This window comes from Paenibacillus rhizoryzae (genome assembly GCF_059686995.1).
In genome coordinates, this window is the sequence record NZ_JCAALT010000016.1 from 49035 (window position 1) to 66747 (window position 17713).

General features: G+C 47.6%; 9 protein-coding genes and 2 pseudogenes. 9 read left to right on the top strand and 2 right to left on the bottom strand.

Annotated elements, in window-relative coordinates; all coding sequences use genetic code 11:
- Nucleotides 1–50: 50 nt before the first annotated feature.
- Entirely contained in the window at nucleotides 51–386 is a 336-nt protein-coding gene (locus AC6ESO_RS28915) for a winged helix-turn-helix transcriptional regulator (protein ID WP_497094416.1), read from the bottom strand.
- 124 nt (nucleotides 387–510) lie between these two features.
- On the opposite strand from AC6ESO_RS28915, the gene AC6ESO_RS28920 reads away from it, so the two are divergent.
- Together AC6ESO_RS28920 and AC6ESO_RS28925 are read left to right on the top strand one after the other, a co-directional pair.
- Complete coding sequence (locus AC6ESO_RS28920; RefSeq protein WP_497094417.1) at nucleotides 511–1371, top strand: SDR family oxidoreductase; 861 nt, start codon at nucleotides 511–513, stop codon at nucleotides 1369–1371.
- Nucleotides 1372–1532: 161 nt separating this feature from the next.
- The gene (locus AC6ESO_RS28925; RefSeq protein ID WP_497094418.1) at nucleotides 1533–2963 is read left to right on the top strand and encodes an MDR family MFS transporter; all 1431 of its coding nucleotides are present in this window, start codon (nucleotides 1533–1535) and stop codon (nucleotides 2961–2963) included.
- A 257-nt stretch (nucleotides 2964–3220) separates the two neighbouring features.
- On the opposite strand, the pseudogene AC6ESO_RS28930 reads toward AC6ESO_RS28925, so the two are convergent.
- Nucleotides 3221–3353 (bottom strand): annotated as a pseudogene (locus tag AC6ESO_RS28930) (AsnC family transcriptional regulator); the annotation flags it as partial.
- 153 nt (nucleotides 3354–3506) lie between these two features.
- Between AC6ESO_RS28930 and AC6ESO_RS28935 the strand changes: the two are divergent.
- The 7 genes and pseudogenes from AC6ESO_RS28935 (at nucleotide 3507) to AC6ESO_RS28965 (ending at nucleotide 17243) form a co-directional block, all read left to right on the top strand.
- Complete coding sequence (locus tag AC6ESO_RS28935; protein WP_497094419.1) at nucleotides 3507–3854, top strand: putative quinol monooxygenase; 348 nt, start codon at nucleotides 3507–3509, stop codon at nucleotides 3852–3854.
- Nucleotides 3855–4673: 819 nt separating this feature from the next.
- Entirely contained in the window at nucleotides 4674–5663 is a 990-nt protein-coding gene (locus AC6ESO_RS28940; protein ID WP_497094425.1) for a tRNA dihydrouridine synthase, read from the top strand.
- A 274-nt stretch (nucleotides 5664–5937) separates the two neighbouring features.
- Nucleotides 5938–6087, top strand: coding sequence for a hypothetical protein (locus AC6ESO_RS28945; RefSeq protein ID WP_497094420.1), 150 nt, complete (start codon nucleotides 5938–5940; stop codon nucleotides 6085–6087).
- 728 nt (nucleotides 6088–6815) lie between these two features.
- Entirely contained in the window at nucleotides 6816–11222 is a 4407-nt protein-coding gene (locus tag AC6ESO_RS28950) for an S-layer homology domain-containing protein (protein ID WP_497094421.1), read from the top strand.
- A 572-nt stretch (nucleotides 11223–11794) separates the two neighbouring features.
- Nucleotides 11795–12298: an AAA family ATPase gene (locus AC6ESO_RS28955; protein ID WP_497094422.1), complete on the top strand. Its 504-nt coding sequence runs from the start codon at nucleotides 11795–11797 to the stop codon at nucleotides 12296–12298.
- Nucleotides 12299–12900: 602 nt separating this feature from the next.
- Nucleotides 12901–15363 carry a discoidin domain-containing protein gene (locus AC6ESO_RS28960; protein WP_497094423.1) on the top strand — a complete coding sequence of 821 codons (2463 nt, stop codon included), beginning with the start codon at nucleotides 12901–12903 and terminating at the stop codon, nucleotides 15361–15363.
- A gap of 519 nt (nucleotides 15364–15882) precedes the next feature.
- Nucleotides 15883–17243 (top strand): annotated as a pseudogene (locus AC6ESO_RS28965) (IS3 family transposase).
- Nucleotides 17244–17713 lie beyond the last annotated feature (470 nt).

Consider the following 17713-nt stretch of genomic DNA (forward strand, 5'->3'; position numbering starts at 1 on the left):
GCTTTGTGCGTAATAGAGAATAAAATGTGACCCATAATATTATCCGAGCGCTAGCCCTGCGGTGATTTCTTATTCATCTCCATATAATTTACTCCCCACTCAAACATCTTATTTAAAATCGAGCTCAGACTCTCCCCGAATTCGGTAAGAGAATACTCAACCTTGGGAGGAACGACCGGATATACTTCGCGGTGAATTAAACCATCAAGTTCAAGCTCACGAAGTTGCTGCGTGAGCATTTTTTCGGTAATTGAGGGAATTAGCTTTTTTAATTCGCTGAATCTTAGCGTATTTTCTCTCAAACGCCATAGTAGTAAAGGTTTCCACTTACCGCCGATCGCATCAATCGTGGCTTCTACAGGACAAGTAAATTCTTTATCTTTCATATAAGATCACCTCATACTTACTTTTTGGTTAGTACCTTACAATATTGTGGGTACTTCTATTTTAGACTGGTTACGAGCATAATGAAAGCGTGAATGAAACAACCAATGTGAGGAGCAAAAATAAATGAGCGCAGATATCTTAGTAATTGGGGCTACAGGAACAACAGGCAAGGATTTGGTGAAACTTCTGGCGAAGAACGGCCATAAAACGCGTGTTACTGTTCGTTCGACAAGCAACACAAGCGAACTCCAAACGCTAGAGGTCGAATTGGTACAAGCCGATCTAAATGATGTGGACTCACTTGTCCACGCCATGATCGGCATTGAAAAAGTATATTTTGCAACACCTCTTGTACCGAATATGGTGGAGCTTTCTTCTTCAATTATACGTGCAGCTAAAAAAGCTGGCGTGAAACATCTTGTGAAGTTGTCCGGCGGCGGGTCTGAAATGGATACATTGGCCAAGTGGCATAGAGCTGCAGAGAAAGAAGTGGAGCAGTCAGGTATAGCTTATACATTCTTGCAGGCAAATACTTTTATGCAAAACTTAGTTAAATTCAGCTCATATACGATTCGTAATCAGGGAGCCTTCTATGAGCCGCATGGCGAAGGAAAATCGGCTTACATCGATGCACGCGATATTGCCCAGGTTGCTTATTATGTCTTAACGGAGAAAGGCCATGAGAATAAAGCGTATTACTTGTCTGGTCCGGAAGCACTCTCCGGTGCAGAGATTGCAGATATTCTTTCTTCGGTTGCCGGAAAAACAATTAAGTACGTTGATGTACCGGAAGAGGCTTATCGCGCTTCGATGCAAAAAGTAGGTATGCCTGCTGAAATAATCGAGGGCTTGTTAGAGCATTATCAAATGGTGAAGCAAGGATATACAGCAAAAGTATCCAGTGCGGTAGAAGAAATTACCGGTCAAAAAGCTACCTCGTTTGATTCTTTTGCTCAAGCAAATAAGGAAGCATTTATCGGTTAATTGAGCAAAGCTAAAGCATAGGGCTGTCCCGATTAGTCGTAAAGACTATACGGATGGCCCTTAGATTTAGATCTTCGTTGAGAAGAAAAGAGATGGGTACAATACAGTTAAAGCAAAGGGCAAAACTATTCGCCAATCGGACAACGAGAGGAATTTATATAATGATAACTACAGCTGATAAACCCGCATTCTCAATCAAATCGATCATTGCCCCATTGCTTGCGGTCATGATTGGAATGATTATGGTGCTTCTGGATACTACCGTTATTAATGTTGCAGTACCTACTTTAGAGAAGTACTTCAATAGTTCATTAGAATCCATTCGGTGGGCGATTACCGGCTATACTCTTGCGTTAGCTACTGTGATCCCCTTGGCTGGCTGGATGACTGATAAATTTGGAGCTAAACAAATTTTTCTCATCACAATTGCTTTCTTTATGATTGGATCCGTACTCTGTACCTTGGCTCAAACGCCTGCACAGCTTGTGCTTTACCGCATCCTACAGGGTTTAGGTGGAGGAATGGTAGCACCTATCGGTATGGCATTGGCATTTAGGTTGGCACCTCCCGAAAAAAAAGGAGCTGTAATGGGGGTCCTTGGAATACCGATGCTGGTTGCGCCTGCTACTGGCCCTTTGATTTCCGGTTGGTTGATTGGCATCGGGTCTTGGCATTGGATCTTCTTTATTAATATCCCAATCGGTATTGCAGCTATTATTATAGGCATTAAATATTTACCGAGGATTGAACGTCACAAGACGGCTTCATTGGATGTCTTAGGCATGGTTCTTGGCCCAATCGCCTTTACCATGCTTACTTATGGAGTAAGTGAAGGCGGGAGTGATTGGAGTTCCACTAAAGCGATAACCGGACTAGCCATCGGTGGCGTTGCCCTTATCCTATTCATTATTGCAGAGTTACGTCATAAGCAGCCTCTACTCGAATTACGTGTTTTTAAATCATTTGATTTTATTCGGGGGATTGTGTTGTCTTGGCTTTTACAAATCTCCATGTTCGTATCTGTTTTGTTGCTCCCCTTATATCAACAAGGAGTACTAGGTCGGACACCGCTCGTAAGTGCGTCAATTGCTCTTCCTAGTTCGCTTGGTGCTCTAATTTTTTCGCCTATATCCGGTAAACTGGCTGATAAATTCGGCGCAAGGCCGCTTGCCGTTACTGGTTTGAGCTTTGTGTCTGTTGCGATATTTCTTCTATCAAGGGTTACTATCCACACCCCGCCAATTGGATTAATGATTCCCATGTTTTTGATGGGAAGTGGGATGGGTTTAGCGATGATGACGATTAACACGCACGTGCTGCAATCAGCTCCGCGTGATCTGATAAGTCGAGTAACGCCTCTGACTTCAGCAACACAACAAGTAGTCGTTTCGTTCGCAATAGCTGCCTTTACGGGATATTTAACTTCACGAATTGGGACACGCATGGTAGAAGCTGGGCCGAGCGCCGATAAATTGAAGGAGTCTGCCCTTGCATTCGGTGATACTTACTTTATCATCGCTTGGTTTGCGATATGTGGCGTGGTGCTTGCACTATTCCTTCGCAGGCCCAGATCGGCAGGCCAAGTAAAATAACCAAGTAGTTATGCTAAGGAGGAAATATTTCACATGAGCCAGATAATTCGACCACAGATACGTACTATAGATGGTCTTTCCATACGTTACGCCGAGAGTGAATCCCGTGATAATCATGCGTTATTACTAAGTCCGTGGCCGGAGAGCACTATTGTTTCGACCGAAACGAAAAAACAATTTTCATTCCAAAAAATGATTAACGGCCCCGCATGTTGGATATTACAACTAAAACCGTTTCATTCCCTCAACACGTGCGCGACTACGGCGCGATATTGGTTGATGATGCCCTTCTAGCTTGCGTACTCGTTCAGTGACAGCGGGTTGCGATAAGGAGACGGTTTTTCCCAAATCCGTCATCGAGATGCGTCCCTGGCGGTGATCGCCCATCATAGTAGAAATCTTAGTTAATCAACTTTAACGAAAGTCGAACTTTACCAAAGCTGATTTGTAATCTTGCATACAGAACTTTTGGAAAGTTTCCGATATAATTTTATATATTCCCGGGAAACTTAATATAAAATCAACTTTAAGGGAGTAATTATTATGAATTCAATAGAACAGACTGTAATTATTGCACGCTTTCAATTAAAGCCTAACTCAGACAAACAAGCTTTTTTTGATAATCTAAAGCCATTGTTTGACACAATGTCAAAAGAACCGACATTTGTAAATGGGATTGTTCATGAGAATGTCGACAATCCGGATGAAATTGTATTTTATGAAATTTGGAACTGTTCTAAAGAGACATGGCTGGCAGAAGAAGAATCAAAGGCTTATCGTCAAGGTCCTTATACTAAGGCAGCAGAGTTTTTATTGGGAAGAGAGCTTAGTTTCTACACTCCGACAGCTGAGTGGGGAACTACGATTACTATAGGCAAGCATTTTTCTTGAAGCAAATAAATTAAGCTCTTAAATAATTAATAAAATCCCCTCCAGTTAATGTTGAGTTCTTATACAAAGAACTTAACATTAACTGGAGGGGATTATTCGATCTTTTATGTATCGGATGACAAGAACATTATCTCATTAAAGGTCGCGAAATTCGCGGCTTTTTTATTTATGGGATCAAGTTCTTGTCAAAACCAGATGACAAGAACTTGATCCCATTACCGAAATTGACAAGAACTTGATGCCATTGCAGACGAAAGGCTGGGAATCGTATATTGAAGCAGTCCGCGTCAGAGGTGACCGACTACATTTCGTTCAGCAAGAGGTTGACTGTGGCGAACTTGGAGTTATTGCTGCTGCATAAAATTATGGGATATCAAAAACGAGCTAGGTAAAATGGCGACAGCGGTATAAGGTCTATGGACTTAAAGGGCTAGAGGAAGATTGCAAGCCAGACGCAGCGGGAGAATGTGAAATTCCTGGGAATTCATGAATTGGGGAAGGATTGGGTGACGGAAAAGCTACTCATTTCTGAGAATAATAAATTGTTGGTCGTTGTCGCTAGGCGACCCGATCCGCAGCCAGTTTTTATTCGGAGACATTGCCAATTGCAAAAAAACATCGTGTAATTAAGAAACATTGTTGACGGTACGAAGGGGATATACCCATCATGACGTTTTTCAGTTTATAATAAAGTCGCGTATTTTATGGGATGTCTGTTGTTAACCTGTGATGGTGTTTGAACAATGTTCCACTGACAGCAAGTATTTTACTATTCTAAGGACATCGATTGTTCTGGTAGGTATAGAGGGGTTTTTAATGATGAAAGAAAACTTTTGGCGCGAATTACCACGGCCTTTTTTTGTACTAGCACCCATGGAAGATGTGACGGATGTTGTGTTTCGCCATGTGGTAAGTGAGGCAGGCAGACCGGATGTGTATTTTACGGAGTTTGCGAATACGGAGAGTTATTGTCACCCAGAGGGGAACAAAAGTGTACGTAGGCGCTTGACTTTTACCCCAGATGAACAGCCCATTGTAGCACATATCTGGGGAGATAAGCCGGAATTTTTCCGTGAAATGAGCATCGGCATGGCGAAAGAAGGATTCAAAGGCATCGATATTAATATGGGTTGTCCAGTGGCGAATGTAGCAGAGAATGGGAAGGGCAGCGGCCTGATCTGCCGTCCTGAAATCGCAGCGGATATCATCCAAGCCGCCAAAGCCGGGGGACTGCCTGTCAGTGTAAAAACAAGGCTCGGTTTTAGTGACCTAGATGAATGGCGTAACTGGTTAACCCATATTTTGAAACAAGACATTGTTAATCTGTCCATTCATCTTCGGACAAGAGAGGAAATGAGCAAAGTACAAGCTCATTGGGAACTGATTCCGGAGATTAAGAAGCTTCGTGAAGAGGTGGCGCCAGATACACTTCTGACCATTAACGGGGATATCCCTGACCGTCAGACCGGCCAGCAGCTTGCAGAACAATACGGTGTCGACGGTATTATGATTGGACGCGGTATTTTTCAAAATCCATATGCATTTGAGAAAGAGCCGAAGGAGCACAGCGGTGCGGAATTGCTTGATCTGCTGCGGCTCCATCTGGATCTGCATGATCAATACTCAGCAGAGGAACCACGTTCGTTTAGTGCGCTTACCCGTTTCTTCAAAATCTATGTCCGTGGGTTTCGAGGGGCAAGTGAACTCAGAACCAGCTTGATGAACGCCAAATCAAAAAGTGAAGTGCATGCATTGCTGAATAAATTTGGAAGCAAGGAGCTTGATGGGGCTGAGGAACATGGGGATTAGATGGAGCCACTCTCCGACGCTGGCCGTCTGGTTTCAAAAGATTTCATCGGAGCACGGCTTCCATTGTCGTTGCGGCTTTTTTATTTTTTGTATAGAAGTTCTTGTCGTGAGCTCAAGACAAGAACTTCTATGCAAAGCCGTATTTTAACAGTGGAAGAGATAATGAGTCTAATCTTTTTGCTAAATAAGCGTGTAGACACCGTGTATCGGATCGCGATGAGAACAATCAGACCGTCGAAGAATTTAGTTGTTAACGACAAGGAGGGGACGTTTGATGATACGAATTCCATACTTCGACAACGCTTCGGTTGAAATAGTAGAGGAAATCGACCCGAGCAATAAGGAGGCTGCAGTTGCCCTGGTAGCCTTTCTATCGCTCACAGGAGCAGACCGGATTCCAGATTCTCGCCACGTCTTTGCTTAATACAAGGACTTTCATGAGGTGGTGGTTGGAGGAGAAGAGTGGCTGAACAATGAAATGGGTGATCTCCAAACCCCTGCTGAGATATGGACGTACGTTATTCCCGGTTGAATTGAACTGCGTCAAGGTAGAAATGGCGACGATAACTGGTATGTCATAATGGAGGCAAAATGTAGTTGGGAAGAGCAGCACGGACGCCGGACAGCTCGGCCGGCAACATGGGCTTCCGTTGCGTGCGCAACGGGCATTGAACCTTGCGCCCGTCTAGTCTAGGCACATGGCTTAAGAAACCGCTTTTCATTACAGAGTAACGAACACATGTTCTCGCCAAGTGGTGAAGTCATGTCGGTTGACAAGAACATTATTTAGAGCTGGAAAGTAATACGTAAGAGGCAAGGGGATTCCCCCTTGCCTCTTTTCTGTTTATCGGCGCAGGTAATAACCTAACGTCGATATGTGATAAATTATGACGCAATATTGCATCAAAATACCTAAAAGGACCGTAAAAACTAGTTCTATGGCAGTTAAATGATAAGTTTTAGCGAAGAAATGATTGATAAATGGAAAATGTTCGGGTATTATGTACCTGACAATATATCAGAAAATAAAGTGTTTTATGTCTTGTTTAATTTAATATACCTATCTACTAATAGATAGGAATACAGCTTTTTGTTGTATATGAACCTTTCTTTAAAAAGGGTTACATATAAAATTGATTTAGGAGGAAAGTCATGCAACATCGGAAGGTTGTCAGAAAAGCTCTATCATTATCGCTCGTATTAACAGTACTCATTGGTTCGTTGTTCGGCAGCATGGCTTTTGCCTCGCCAAGTACGAGTATCGGCGTCGAGCCGGGAACCGCGCATGAACAACCGGCCGTTCAGGATGCCGCGTCCGCGCAGTTCGACACGCTGACGCCAAGCGAGTCGAAGGTTGCCTTCGCCTTGTCGGAGGGAAGCCATCCGGTGACGGTCGAAGCGAAGTATAAGGACGGTTCGGCGAAAGACGTGACGACGCAAGGCGCTTGGATGTCCATGAATCCAGCCGTCGCCGTCGTCGACCGGGGCGTCATTACGGCCAAAGCGGCCGGAACGACGGAAGTGCGCCTCATTCTCGGCGACGCCGTCGTCAACGTTTCTGTTACGATCACCGCAGGCGCCGGAGCGCCGGAAGCGGCAGAGCCTTCGGAGCCGACGCTTGTCACATACCTGCTGTCCACGCTGAACGTGTTCGTCGAGGCGGATACGAACTATCCGCTTCATCTGCATGGGACGTTCACGGACGGGTCGACGCGGGATATTACGGCCGATGCCGTCTGGAGCACGGACGATGCCGCGGTTGCGACCGTTTCGCACGGCATGATCAAGGGCATCAAGGGCGGGGCTTCGACGTTCATCCGTGTAAAATACGGCAGCATGCCGACTCTGTCGATCGCGGTCACCGTTCAGAAGGATCCGATTCCGTTTCAGTTGTTCGGTCTTATGATGTCGGAAAGCGTACTGAAGATCATGGAGACCGACGCGCCACATAAAATCTATGCGGACCTGGAATATCCCGATCAGGATCTTTACGAGGTGACGAATCTTGGCAAATGGTATTCGTCTAATGAATCCATAGCCACTGTCGACCAGAACGGCGTCATTACGCCGGTCGGCAAAGGCATGGCCTATATTTACTTCGAATATAAGTATACGGCGCCGTCCGGCACGGAAGGCGAGGAAGGCTATGACGACGGCCTGCTTGTCAATGCCGTGCAGGTGTTCGTCGGCGGACCGTTCAAGCTGGAGCGCTATACGCCAGACATGATGGCGCAGCTGGAGCTGGACACGCCTATTTCACTCCCGCCGCGGAGCTATCAGGAAATTACGATCATGGGCGTTTACTCCGAGGATCCTCGGACTGGCCAAAACTATAACGAAGATGACGTCACGGGCGATATCGAATGGACTGTCGCGGATAAATCCATCGTGACCATCAACGACTCCGGCCGTATCTTTGCAGGCGGCAAGGAAGGCACGACGACCATTACGGGCCATTATTTAGCGCTCGAACCGTTCACGTTCAACGTGACGGTGACGAAGGCCGCTGCTGCAAACAAGGTGCTGAATTTGGTAGCTGAGCCGACCTTCGTGGAAATTAAGGATGGCAAACCTGTTCAGCCGCCAATCATCAAAGCCATTTACAATGACGGCACAGTTGAAGACGTCACGTCCAAAATCGCCGACAGCGATTGGCTCGCTTCCGATGCATCGGTAGCGTACCACAGCGACAACGGTACGATCGTTGCTGAATCCGTCGGCTCGGCCGTTCTCGGCGCGATCTACAAGAATGAAGTTGCCATTATACCTGTTATCGTGAAGCAAGCAGAACCGAAGACGGCGGTCTCCCTTTCCGTTACGCCAGATTCGCTGAACTTGCAGCTCGGCAAGCATGAAGCGTTGTCAGTCGAAGCGGTCATGTCCGGCGGCGAGACGCTGAATAAAACACAGGCAGCTGTCTATCGCTCGGCTAACCTGCAGGTGGTCTCCGTTAACCGCAAGGGAGAGATCACAGCAGTCGGCAAAGGAACGGCAGCTATCGAGGTGTCGTACGGCGGACAGAAGCAATCGGTCACGATTGAGGTTGCTGCTTCCGAGGGATTGCCGCCGGTTGCAGAGACACCGAAGCAGATTACCGGTATTACTGTAAGTGATCCGAAAATAACGCTGGATGTTACGGCTGGCCCTCGCCCGGTTACCGTGCAGGCTGTCTACAGTGACGGCACGAGTGCGGACGTAACCGCGCAAGGCAAGTGGTCGACGCAGGATGCCGGCGTGGTTACGGTTAAGGACGGCGTCTTGACGCCGGTGGCTCCGGGCTCTACCCGCGTGCATCTGGTACTGGACGGCGCAGTCATCGCAGTTCGCGTCACCGTTAAGGAAGGCGACTACTCCTCCAACGTCAGAGTGGCAGACGAAGGCGCGGCAGCGGAACCGACGGTTGATGCGCTGCTTCTGTCGACCACAAAGATTTTGGTGCAAAAAGGGGCTAAATTCCCCGTCCAGCTGCTCGCTGTCAAGAGTGACGGCACGACGGAGGACGTGAGTGACCAAGCAGCATGGTCGGTCTATGATACCGAAATTGCCGACGTGGTGAAGGATAACGGCGCAGTCAGCATTCTCGGAAAATCGACGGGTGACATTAATCCAGATCCGGGCTATCAGAAGTTTGGCAGAACGACGCTTACCGTCGGATACGGCGATTTTACGCCGACGATCGTGAACGTGTCCGTTAGCGAGCAGCCGGATCAGCCCGACGTGCTCGACATCGGCTTCCGGACTTCCGACTATTCGTGGTACTTTGACGGCGCGTCCTTCAGATTGTACAACGGACAATCGCCATACGAGCTGAAGCCATTCGCTTTGGATACAACGGGTGATACCTACCCGGCGGAAGACGGAGCGTGGACATTCTCGCAGCCGGGCGTCGTGAACGTCAACACGGACAACGGCTTTGAGGCCGTAGGAACCGGGGAGACGGATGCTGTGTTCACGTACGAGCGTTACGGCGTGACCTATAAGCGTACGCTTCACTTCGAGGTTGTCGACCTGGAAGGCATCGCAGCCGATGCGGACGAAGCGGCTGGCGTCTATTCTGTCGACGTTCATCCGCAAGGTTCCTCGCTCGTCGGCTTGAATGAAACGTATACGGATAAAGACGGGCAATCGTATACCGACCCTCTATCCGGGTTCGTCGATTGGCAGATCGATGATCCTGATCTCGTCGCCGTTTACAACGAGCAGCCTTATGTTCGTTTTGTCGCTGGGACGAAAGAGGGCACGACGCGGGTGACTGGAGAGTACTTCGGCCATACGATCGCATTCGACGTGACGGTGACGAAGAACCCGATCAAGCCGAAAATCATGACGCTTGTCGCAGATCCAACGTATTACGTGTTCGATGATGCCGACGATCAGCCGGTTGTTCCGGTGGTCAAAGCCATCTATAGTGACGCGACCGTTCAGACACTGAACAATGCGGATCTGACGTGGTTCAGCGGCGAGCCGACGATTGCCGATCTTACGGAGGACGGCAAAATTACGCGGACGAACCGTAAAGGCGGAACCAACGTCGTTGGCCAATACAAGGGTATCGGAGTCAGAATACCGGTAATCGCGACGTATTCGGATGCGACGCCGGTGGCTACAGGCTTGACAATTACGCCTGACTTGAATTCGATGACGGTCGGCGGAACGCAACAGTTGAAGGCAACGGCAACGATGAGCGATCTAAGCGAACCTGTTGTGACGGATCTCGCGATGTTCGAATCGAAAAATCCGGACGTGGTTACCGTCAGCAAAGATGGTCTCGTAACCGCCGTTAAGCCGGGTACGGCGAAGCTGCGCGTTTACTATTGGGGCTTCAATGAATACCTGACGATTACGGTTACGCAAGCTAATACGGGCGGTTCGGGCCCGATTGTAACGCCTCCGTCGCCTCCAGTAACGGATCCGACGCCGGTCACGCCGACGCCAGAAACGCCTGTATTGAACGCTTCCGTGGATGGTGCGGCGGTGAAAGATCGGATCGGCAAAGCAAAGGCTGATGCGACGTCCGTTACGTTCAGCGACGTTCCGTCTACTTCTTGGAGCGCTTCGTCCATCGAATTGGCTTCGAAAGCCGGGTTTGTCCAAGGTTATGCGGACGGCTCGTTCCTGCCGAAGAAGAACGTGACGCGCGCCGAATTTGCTTCGATGCTTGCGAATGCGTTTGGCCTGACTGGATCGGCCAAGGTCTCGTTCACAGATGTGAAAGACGACCACTGGGCACATGGCGCGATCAGCGCACTGGAAGCCTTGGGCTTCATTAAAGGCTACGGCGACGGCACCTTTAAGCTGAACCAGCAGATTACGCGTGCAGAAATGGTAACGATTCTTGCTAAGGTCATCGACTTTGGCAAAGCCACTCATACCAGCACGTTTACCGATTTGAATAATCATTGGGCAGCTAAAGCGATTGATGCATTGACTGAAGCAGGCGTCGTGAAAGGCAGAGGGGAACATACCTTTGCACCGAACGCGAATGCAACGCGCGAAGAGGCTGTTGTCCTCATCCTGCGTGCGCTGAATGCGAGCTTGGATTTAGGGTTAACCGAATAAGCAGCTTGGCAAGGAGAAAGAAGGAAGCGCAGATGCGCTTCCTTCTTTCTATGTAACGGTTTCGCGCCAAATGAGGACCCCTAAAAATTGAAAATACGTTCGCGATAACGCTGGAATTACTATAACATTTAGGAAAATAAAATCGTCTATGAGTCTATGGACTGAAACATGCTGGCTCTTGGCATTGCCCGAATATGAGATCATCACGCTGCTCCGCTGCTGATGAAGAACGGACACTATTTCCCGTTGAAATGGGCTAGAACCGTTACAAGCGATGGAAGAAACGATTCCGACAACATTTGTACATGACGGACAATTGTCGGTTGACAAGAACATTGTCCGAATGAAGTCCGCATAAAACGCTGGCTTTTTTAGTTATCGGATCAAGTTCGTGTCATTTTGCGATGACAAGAACTTGATCCGATTCCCGATTGATGACAAGAACATTGTCTGATTCCCAACAAGAGCCCGCTGGCCTGTAATCTGTTGAGATAACGGGCAGGAGAGCTTAGCTTCAACCTAGAAACTGTACGGTGACACGATTTTACTCCAATGCTAGGAGGGGCGGTAATATGTCTGCATATTTAATAACGGGTGAAGCTGGTACGGGGAAATCTAGCCTTGCAATTGAGCTGCAAAAACGTGGCTATGTTGCTTATGATGGTGACCGGACGCCTGGACTTACCCAACATGTGGATCGGGTTACTGGCGATCCAATAACCGAGAGATTAGAACAGTATACTGAAACGGATTGGGTTTGGAACGAAAACCGATTGAAAGAACTACTCCATAACCATGAAGATGTTTTCATAACAGGAGCAACTTCCAACCAGCAGTTTTTTTACCCCCTATTTAAAAAGATCTTCATGCTAACAATTGATGCTGAGACTCTCGTCCGTCGCTTGCAAAACCGCAATCCTGGAGACTACGGTATGCACCCCGCGGAATTAGAAGAGATCCTGCGTACATTTGAAGGATTTCAGCGCCGAACTATCAAAGAGGACGGAGCAATTCCTATTCACGCTGCACAGCCGCTTGAAAAAGTTGCAGATGACATTATTGCACACATAAGATAAATATTCGTTATTCAACTAACTTTAGAAGAAGAGTTAATAGTTTTAAAGGCGGAGCTGCTGATGCATTTATGATTTTTATTTTCTATAAAGATAAGGAAGGTAATAATAGAAATTATATAATTGATTATCGCCAATCTGGAACCTTTATGGTTGAGAATGAAGAATATCAAATTTATGGATAGACTAAGATAACATTCGATAAACTTGTAGTATGGTTTCAAGAAGAAGGAACTTTGTTAAAGGCTTCATGAGTTATGTCTAATGAGGCATTGATGGATGTGGAAGAGATGGCGAAGCTGCGCTGGTCGTCATCGGAAGACCGCTATCTGGCCGCCATGCGGGATCTGATGGGACAGACGGCTTGGCGGAATTAGCAGACAACCTAACACTTCGTGAGCGACCGGACTGTGTGGTTCTCTCCGAATCGCAAAATAGGTAAGGAAGGTTTCGCGTCCCGCATGCCTTCCTAGTCATTGGGGTACCTCGGACTCAAGCAACGTTGGGTCCGAGGTACCCTTTTCTGTTTTAAGGTAAATTATGTAAAATAATTCTAAGCAAATCCGTTGCAGGGGACGATACAGGAAGAAAGGAGGTTGGAACCGATGAAGAACGGGGTAATGAGGTATACAAGAATTGTGTTGGCGTTCCTAATGGCAATGACCGCCTTGGCGGCATTTATTCCAATCGGTCATGCTCGAGGTGAAGGAACGATGCTCAAAACGGGTAATTATGTCTATAGTGTCTCTCCGGATGGAGGCAATTCACCGGATCTGCTATCGACCGGTCTGATGGCGGCGGCGATAGGCGTATTGTATGACGGCACAACCGCCTATGCAGGCTGGATGGGGAAAGCGAAATCGCCGATGACGGTGCATGTGGTGATCGACTTGCTCAGGGACTATCCCCTTGATCAATTGCGTGTGGCGATGAACTCACCGAACAAATACTGGGGCTTCAAAGATATGACCGTCAAATACCGCCCGGAAGCGGCGACGGGTTATTACATCGCAACCAGGCATATCAGACAAGGCACCGAGCTGAACTATACGGTCAACGTGCCGATGGCGGGCGTGACGGCCAGGTTCATCGTGCTGGACATCACACGCACGCAAGACTTTCAGCATATCCCTCTGACGGAAGTTGAAATCACGCAAGGCAGCGGCACGCCGGGGCAAAATCCGAAGCCCTCGTTCACCGCGGAGCAGCTAAAGGCCGAGCTGAACAAGGACGCCTTGCTGGCGGACCGTTACGGCCAATGGATGAACGATGCTTGGCCGGGTAAAATCACCTCCGACGCGCAGCTGCGTCAGAACTATACGGACGAAGCCGCCGCCTTGGCGAACGTCGCATATGACCCGGCAATCTACGATCCTTACGGCGGCATCAAGCGAATTGGGAAATACGAGAGTACCGGCTATTTCAGGCTGCAGCAGGTCAACGGCAAATGGTGGTTCATTACGCCCGACGGGTATCCTTTCTTATTGAAAGGGGTGGATGCCGCAAGTTTATGGGAAGCCGGTTACAAGACGCCGATGCAGAAGCCGGACGGCACGCCAAGGCAAATTTTCGAGCAGCTGCCCGACCGGACGCTCTACGCGCCGGCTTATACCAAGGACGAGAACGGCGAGTACGTCAACTTCATTGTCTCGAATGTAATGAAGAAGTACGCCAGCGATTACGAGGCGAAATGGGGGGATATCACGCGCAAACGCCTGATACAGTGGGGGTTCAACGCCTTCAGCAAGTGGACCAAGCCTAAGGGCGTCGCTTTTCCGTACGTTCAGGTGCTGCAGGACCCTGCTAACTTGCGAAGAATCCTATGGTCGTACGATGTGTTCGATCCTCAGACCGCGCCGATCATCGACAGTACGCTAAAGACGCAGCTGCAAAACGCGCGCACCAGCAAGTGGTTAATCGGCTACACCTACGATAACGAAGCCGGCTGGACAACCGATATCGTCAAAGAGCTGCTGATGTACGGGGCGGATTCTCCGGCGAAGGGCGCCTTCGTCGATTATTATGCCACGCGGCACGGCAGTCTCGATAACGTCAATATGCTGCTCGGCATGAACGCCGTTTCGTTCAACGCGCTCAAGGACACTCCGATCGCAATCACCAAGGTATCCTCTGCGGACGTATCCGGCTTTATCACCTTGGCATCCGAGACGTATTACGCTATGATCCGCGACATCCTGAAGCGGAATGACCCGAATCATTTGTTTCTCGGCTCAACTATCGTCCCTACTTGGCGAACGGGCTTGGATTGGGATCGGGGGGCGATGCCGTATGTCGATGCCTTCTCGGTGGACAGTTATACGAGGGATGGCAGCTGGATGGACGAATACGAGGCTTTCGGGAAGCCGCTGCTCAATCTCGAGCATTCCTTCGGCTCGTCCGATCGCGGTTTGTCATATATCAGCGCCCCTACGAAGACGACCAGTACCGTTGAGCGGGGAGTAGCCTACCGGGCATTCGCGGAAAGCCAGGCACAGAATCCGCTGTTCGTCGGCTCAGGCTGGTATGCCTATTTCGATCAGGCCGTCACCGGACGCGTGGACGGAGAAAGCTACAATATCGGACTCGTCAATCAGCAGGATCAGCCATACACGGATATGGTCAGCATTATGAAGATGGCTCACGCGGCACTGGAAAACATCCATCTGTACGGCATTAACCTCGCAGCCGGTGCTGCAGTTGCGGCCAGCTCGACCCATGTTGCAACGCTTGCGCCCGCTAACGCGGTCGACGGCGACGGGGCGACGCGCTGGGGCTCGAACTATACCGACAACGAGTGGATCTATGCCGATCTCGGCGCGGTCAAGACGGTGAACCGGGTTTATCTGAGCTGGGAGGCAGCCTATGCGAAAGCCTACAAGATCCAAGTATCGAATGATGCCAAGACCTGGACGGATGTATTCGCGACCACTTCCGGGGACGGGGGGATCGACGATATCTCGTTCTCAGCCAAGAGCGCAAGATATGTACGGATGCTGGGTCTGAAGCGGGGGGCGGCTTACGGGTACTCGTTATGGAGGTTTGAGGTATTTGCTCCGACTTCTGGTTAGTGGAACTGAAGTGAGCGGAAATAAGGGGAGCCATTTTTTAAACTAAGCCGGAGCTGCGTTCCGTCATTATTTTGAGCAAATAAAGTAATAGACTGGACCCAAAAACAACAGCAGGCTTTGGACGAGAAACAAAGTCCAAGACTGCTGCTGTTTAATTGAACAAACGTTCCCCGGTAGATTGGAGTACGTTAACGGGCAGGTTAGCTTGAAAAGATATCATCCACTATTGCCCCTATGTTACCAGCAACAATATTTTTATTTGCATCGTTTATATATGTAGTAAATGTCGGGTGACAAGAACATTATCTCATTAAAGGCCGCGAAAATCGCGGCTTTTTTATTTATGGGATCAAGTTCTTGTCAAAATCAAATGACAAGAACTTGATCCCATTTCCGAAATTGACAAGAACTTGATCTCATTCCCGACGAAAGAAAGGGAATCACATATTTAAGGCAGCCGGCATACTGTTGAACTGCACCCCATTTGTTAGACACGACTAACAAAGGAGGTGCGGTTTTTTGCCTTATTTCAGTTTAGATGAGAAATTGAGTGCCATTCACAGGTATCAAGATGGTACTGAAGGGGTCAAGAGCATTGCAAAATCAATAGGGATAAATCATGAAGCTTTACGTATGTGGATTAGGCAATTCGAATATCACGGTGTAAAAGCTTTTGAAAAAACCTATACAGCTTACTCCACGGCATATAAACTAGACGTACTCAACTATATGAACGAGAATGGGACGTCTCCAAATGAAGCAGCTGTCATTTTCAATATTTCCTCTCCTGGGATCATTAGAAAATGGCGCAGCCAATACCATGAACATGGACTAGACGCCCTGAAATCAAAGAAAAAGGGGCGTCTACCCGTGACAGATAAGAACAAAAAGATTACGAAGAAACAAGAACCCACCGAAGGATCAGTGGAAGCCCTCCAAGCTGAAATAGAACGTCTGCGTATGGAAAACGCCTATTTAAAAAAGTTGAATGCCTTAGTTCAAAACAAGGAAAAATCACCAAACAAGACAAAGCGCAAGTAGTCTATGAATTAAGGCTTGAACTTCCGGTGAATGCGTTGCTAGAGCTCGCAGAAATTCCTCGTAGTACGTTCTACTACTGGGTTAAACAGTTAGACAAGCCTGATCCTGATGCAGAACTGAAACTCCTCATTCGGAGCATTTACGAGGAGCATAAAGGCCTTTACGGCTATCGTCGTATCCGTGATGAGCTCTTGAATCGGGACTATCGGGTTAATCATAAAAAAGTGCAGCGTATCATGAAAGAGCTAGGATTGAAATCAATTGTTCGCATGAAGAAGTATCGTTCATACAAAGGGACTGTCGGTAAAACAGCCCCTAATGTACTCGATCGTAATTTTAAAGCTCAGAAACCTAATGAAAAATGGGTTACAGATATTACGGAATTTAAGTTGTTTGGAGAAAAGCTGTACTTATCACCAGCGCTGGACGTGTATAACGGTGAAATTATCACGTATACAGTAGCGTCTCGCCCCTACCTACTCCCTAGTCTCTGAAATGCTGAATCAGGCATTTAAACGCTTATCTGAAGAGGATGAACTTCTCCTGCATTCGGATCAAGGCTGGCACTATCAAATGAAACGTACCAGCATGCTTGGAAGGAAAAAGGAATTACTCAAAGCATGTCTCGTAAAGGCAATTGTTACGAGAACGCGGTAATGGAGAGCTTTTTTGGCATTATGAAGTCGGAGTTTCTATATCTTAATGAATTTCAAAGTGTAGATCACTTTAAGCTAGAGCTGGCACGATACATGAACTACTACAATCACAAACGTATCAAGGCAAAATTAAAAGGCATGAGTCCGGTACAATATCGCACTCATGCCCAACAAGTTGCCTAAAAATATTTGTCTAACTTTAAGGGGTCACTTCACATTGAAGGCTGCCGTTTCTCAACTACCATGAAAGAACGGATTAACTTTCATGCTCTGTGGTGCAGCTGAAGAGATGCATGAATGGCTAACGGGTAGGGTACGTTGGTATCTGACTAGGGGGTAAAAATAAAAATACTTAATGAAAAGAAGTGATTCCCGTATCTGTTAATAAACAATTAGAATCATTGTTAAGGGAAACTGTTTTAGAGTTTGTAAATGGTGATTTTGATAAGATTAGTGCGAAACTCTACCTGGGGTGAACTTACTTCACCTCCTGATTCAGCATATAGAGATGATGCTAATCGTATTGTAATCGGAACGCGTTTAACTACCATGAAAATTCATCGCAGTGACATCTAAAAGAGGCAATATCAAAGAAGGGTGCAGCTCCTTAGATTTTTAAAGAAGTAGCACCAAGTTAATTAATTCTCGAAAGA

Coding starts and splice junctions, on each gene's coding strand:
- AC6ESO_RS28915 (WP_497094416.1), bottom strand. CDS start 386: ATGAAAGATAAAGAATTTACTTGTCCTGTAGAAGCCACGATTGATGCG.
- AC6ESO_RS28920 (WP_497094417.1), top strand. CDS start 511: ATGAGCGCAGATATCTTAGTAATTGGGGCTACAGGAACAACAGGCAAG.
- AC6ESO_RS28925 (WP_497094418.1), top strand. CDS start 1,533: ATGATAACTACAGCTGATAAACCCGCATTCTCAATCAAATCGATCATT.
- AC6ESO_RS28935 (WP_497094419.1), top strand. CDS start 3,507: ATGAATTCAATAGAACAGACTGTAATTATTGCACGCTTTCAATTAAAG.
- AC6ESO_RS28940 (WP_497094425.1), top strand. CDS start 4,674: ATGAAAGAAAACTTTTGGCGCGAATTACCACGGCCTTTTTTTGTACTA.
- AC6ESO_RS28945 (WP_497094420.1), top strand. CDS start 5,938: ATGATACGAATTCCATACTTCGACAACGCTTCGGTTGAAATAGTAGAG.
- AC6ESO_RS28950 (WP_497094421.1), top strand. CDS start 6,816: ATGCAACATCGGAAGGTTGTCAGAAAAGCTCTATCATTATCGCTCGTA.
- AC6ESO_RS28955 (WP_497094422.1), top strand. CDS start 11,795: ATGTCTGCATATTTAATAACGGGTGAAGCTGGTACGGGGAAATCTAGC.
- AC6ESO_RS28960 (WP_497094423.1), top strand. CDS start 12,901: ATGAAGAACGGGGTAATGAGGTATACAAGAATTGTGTTGGCGTTCCTA.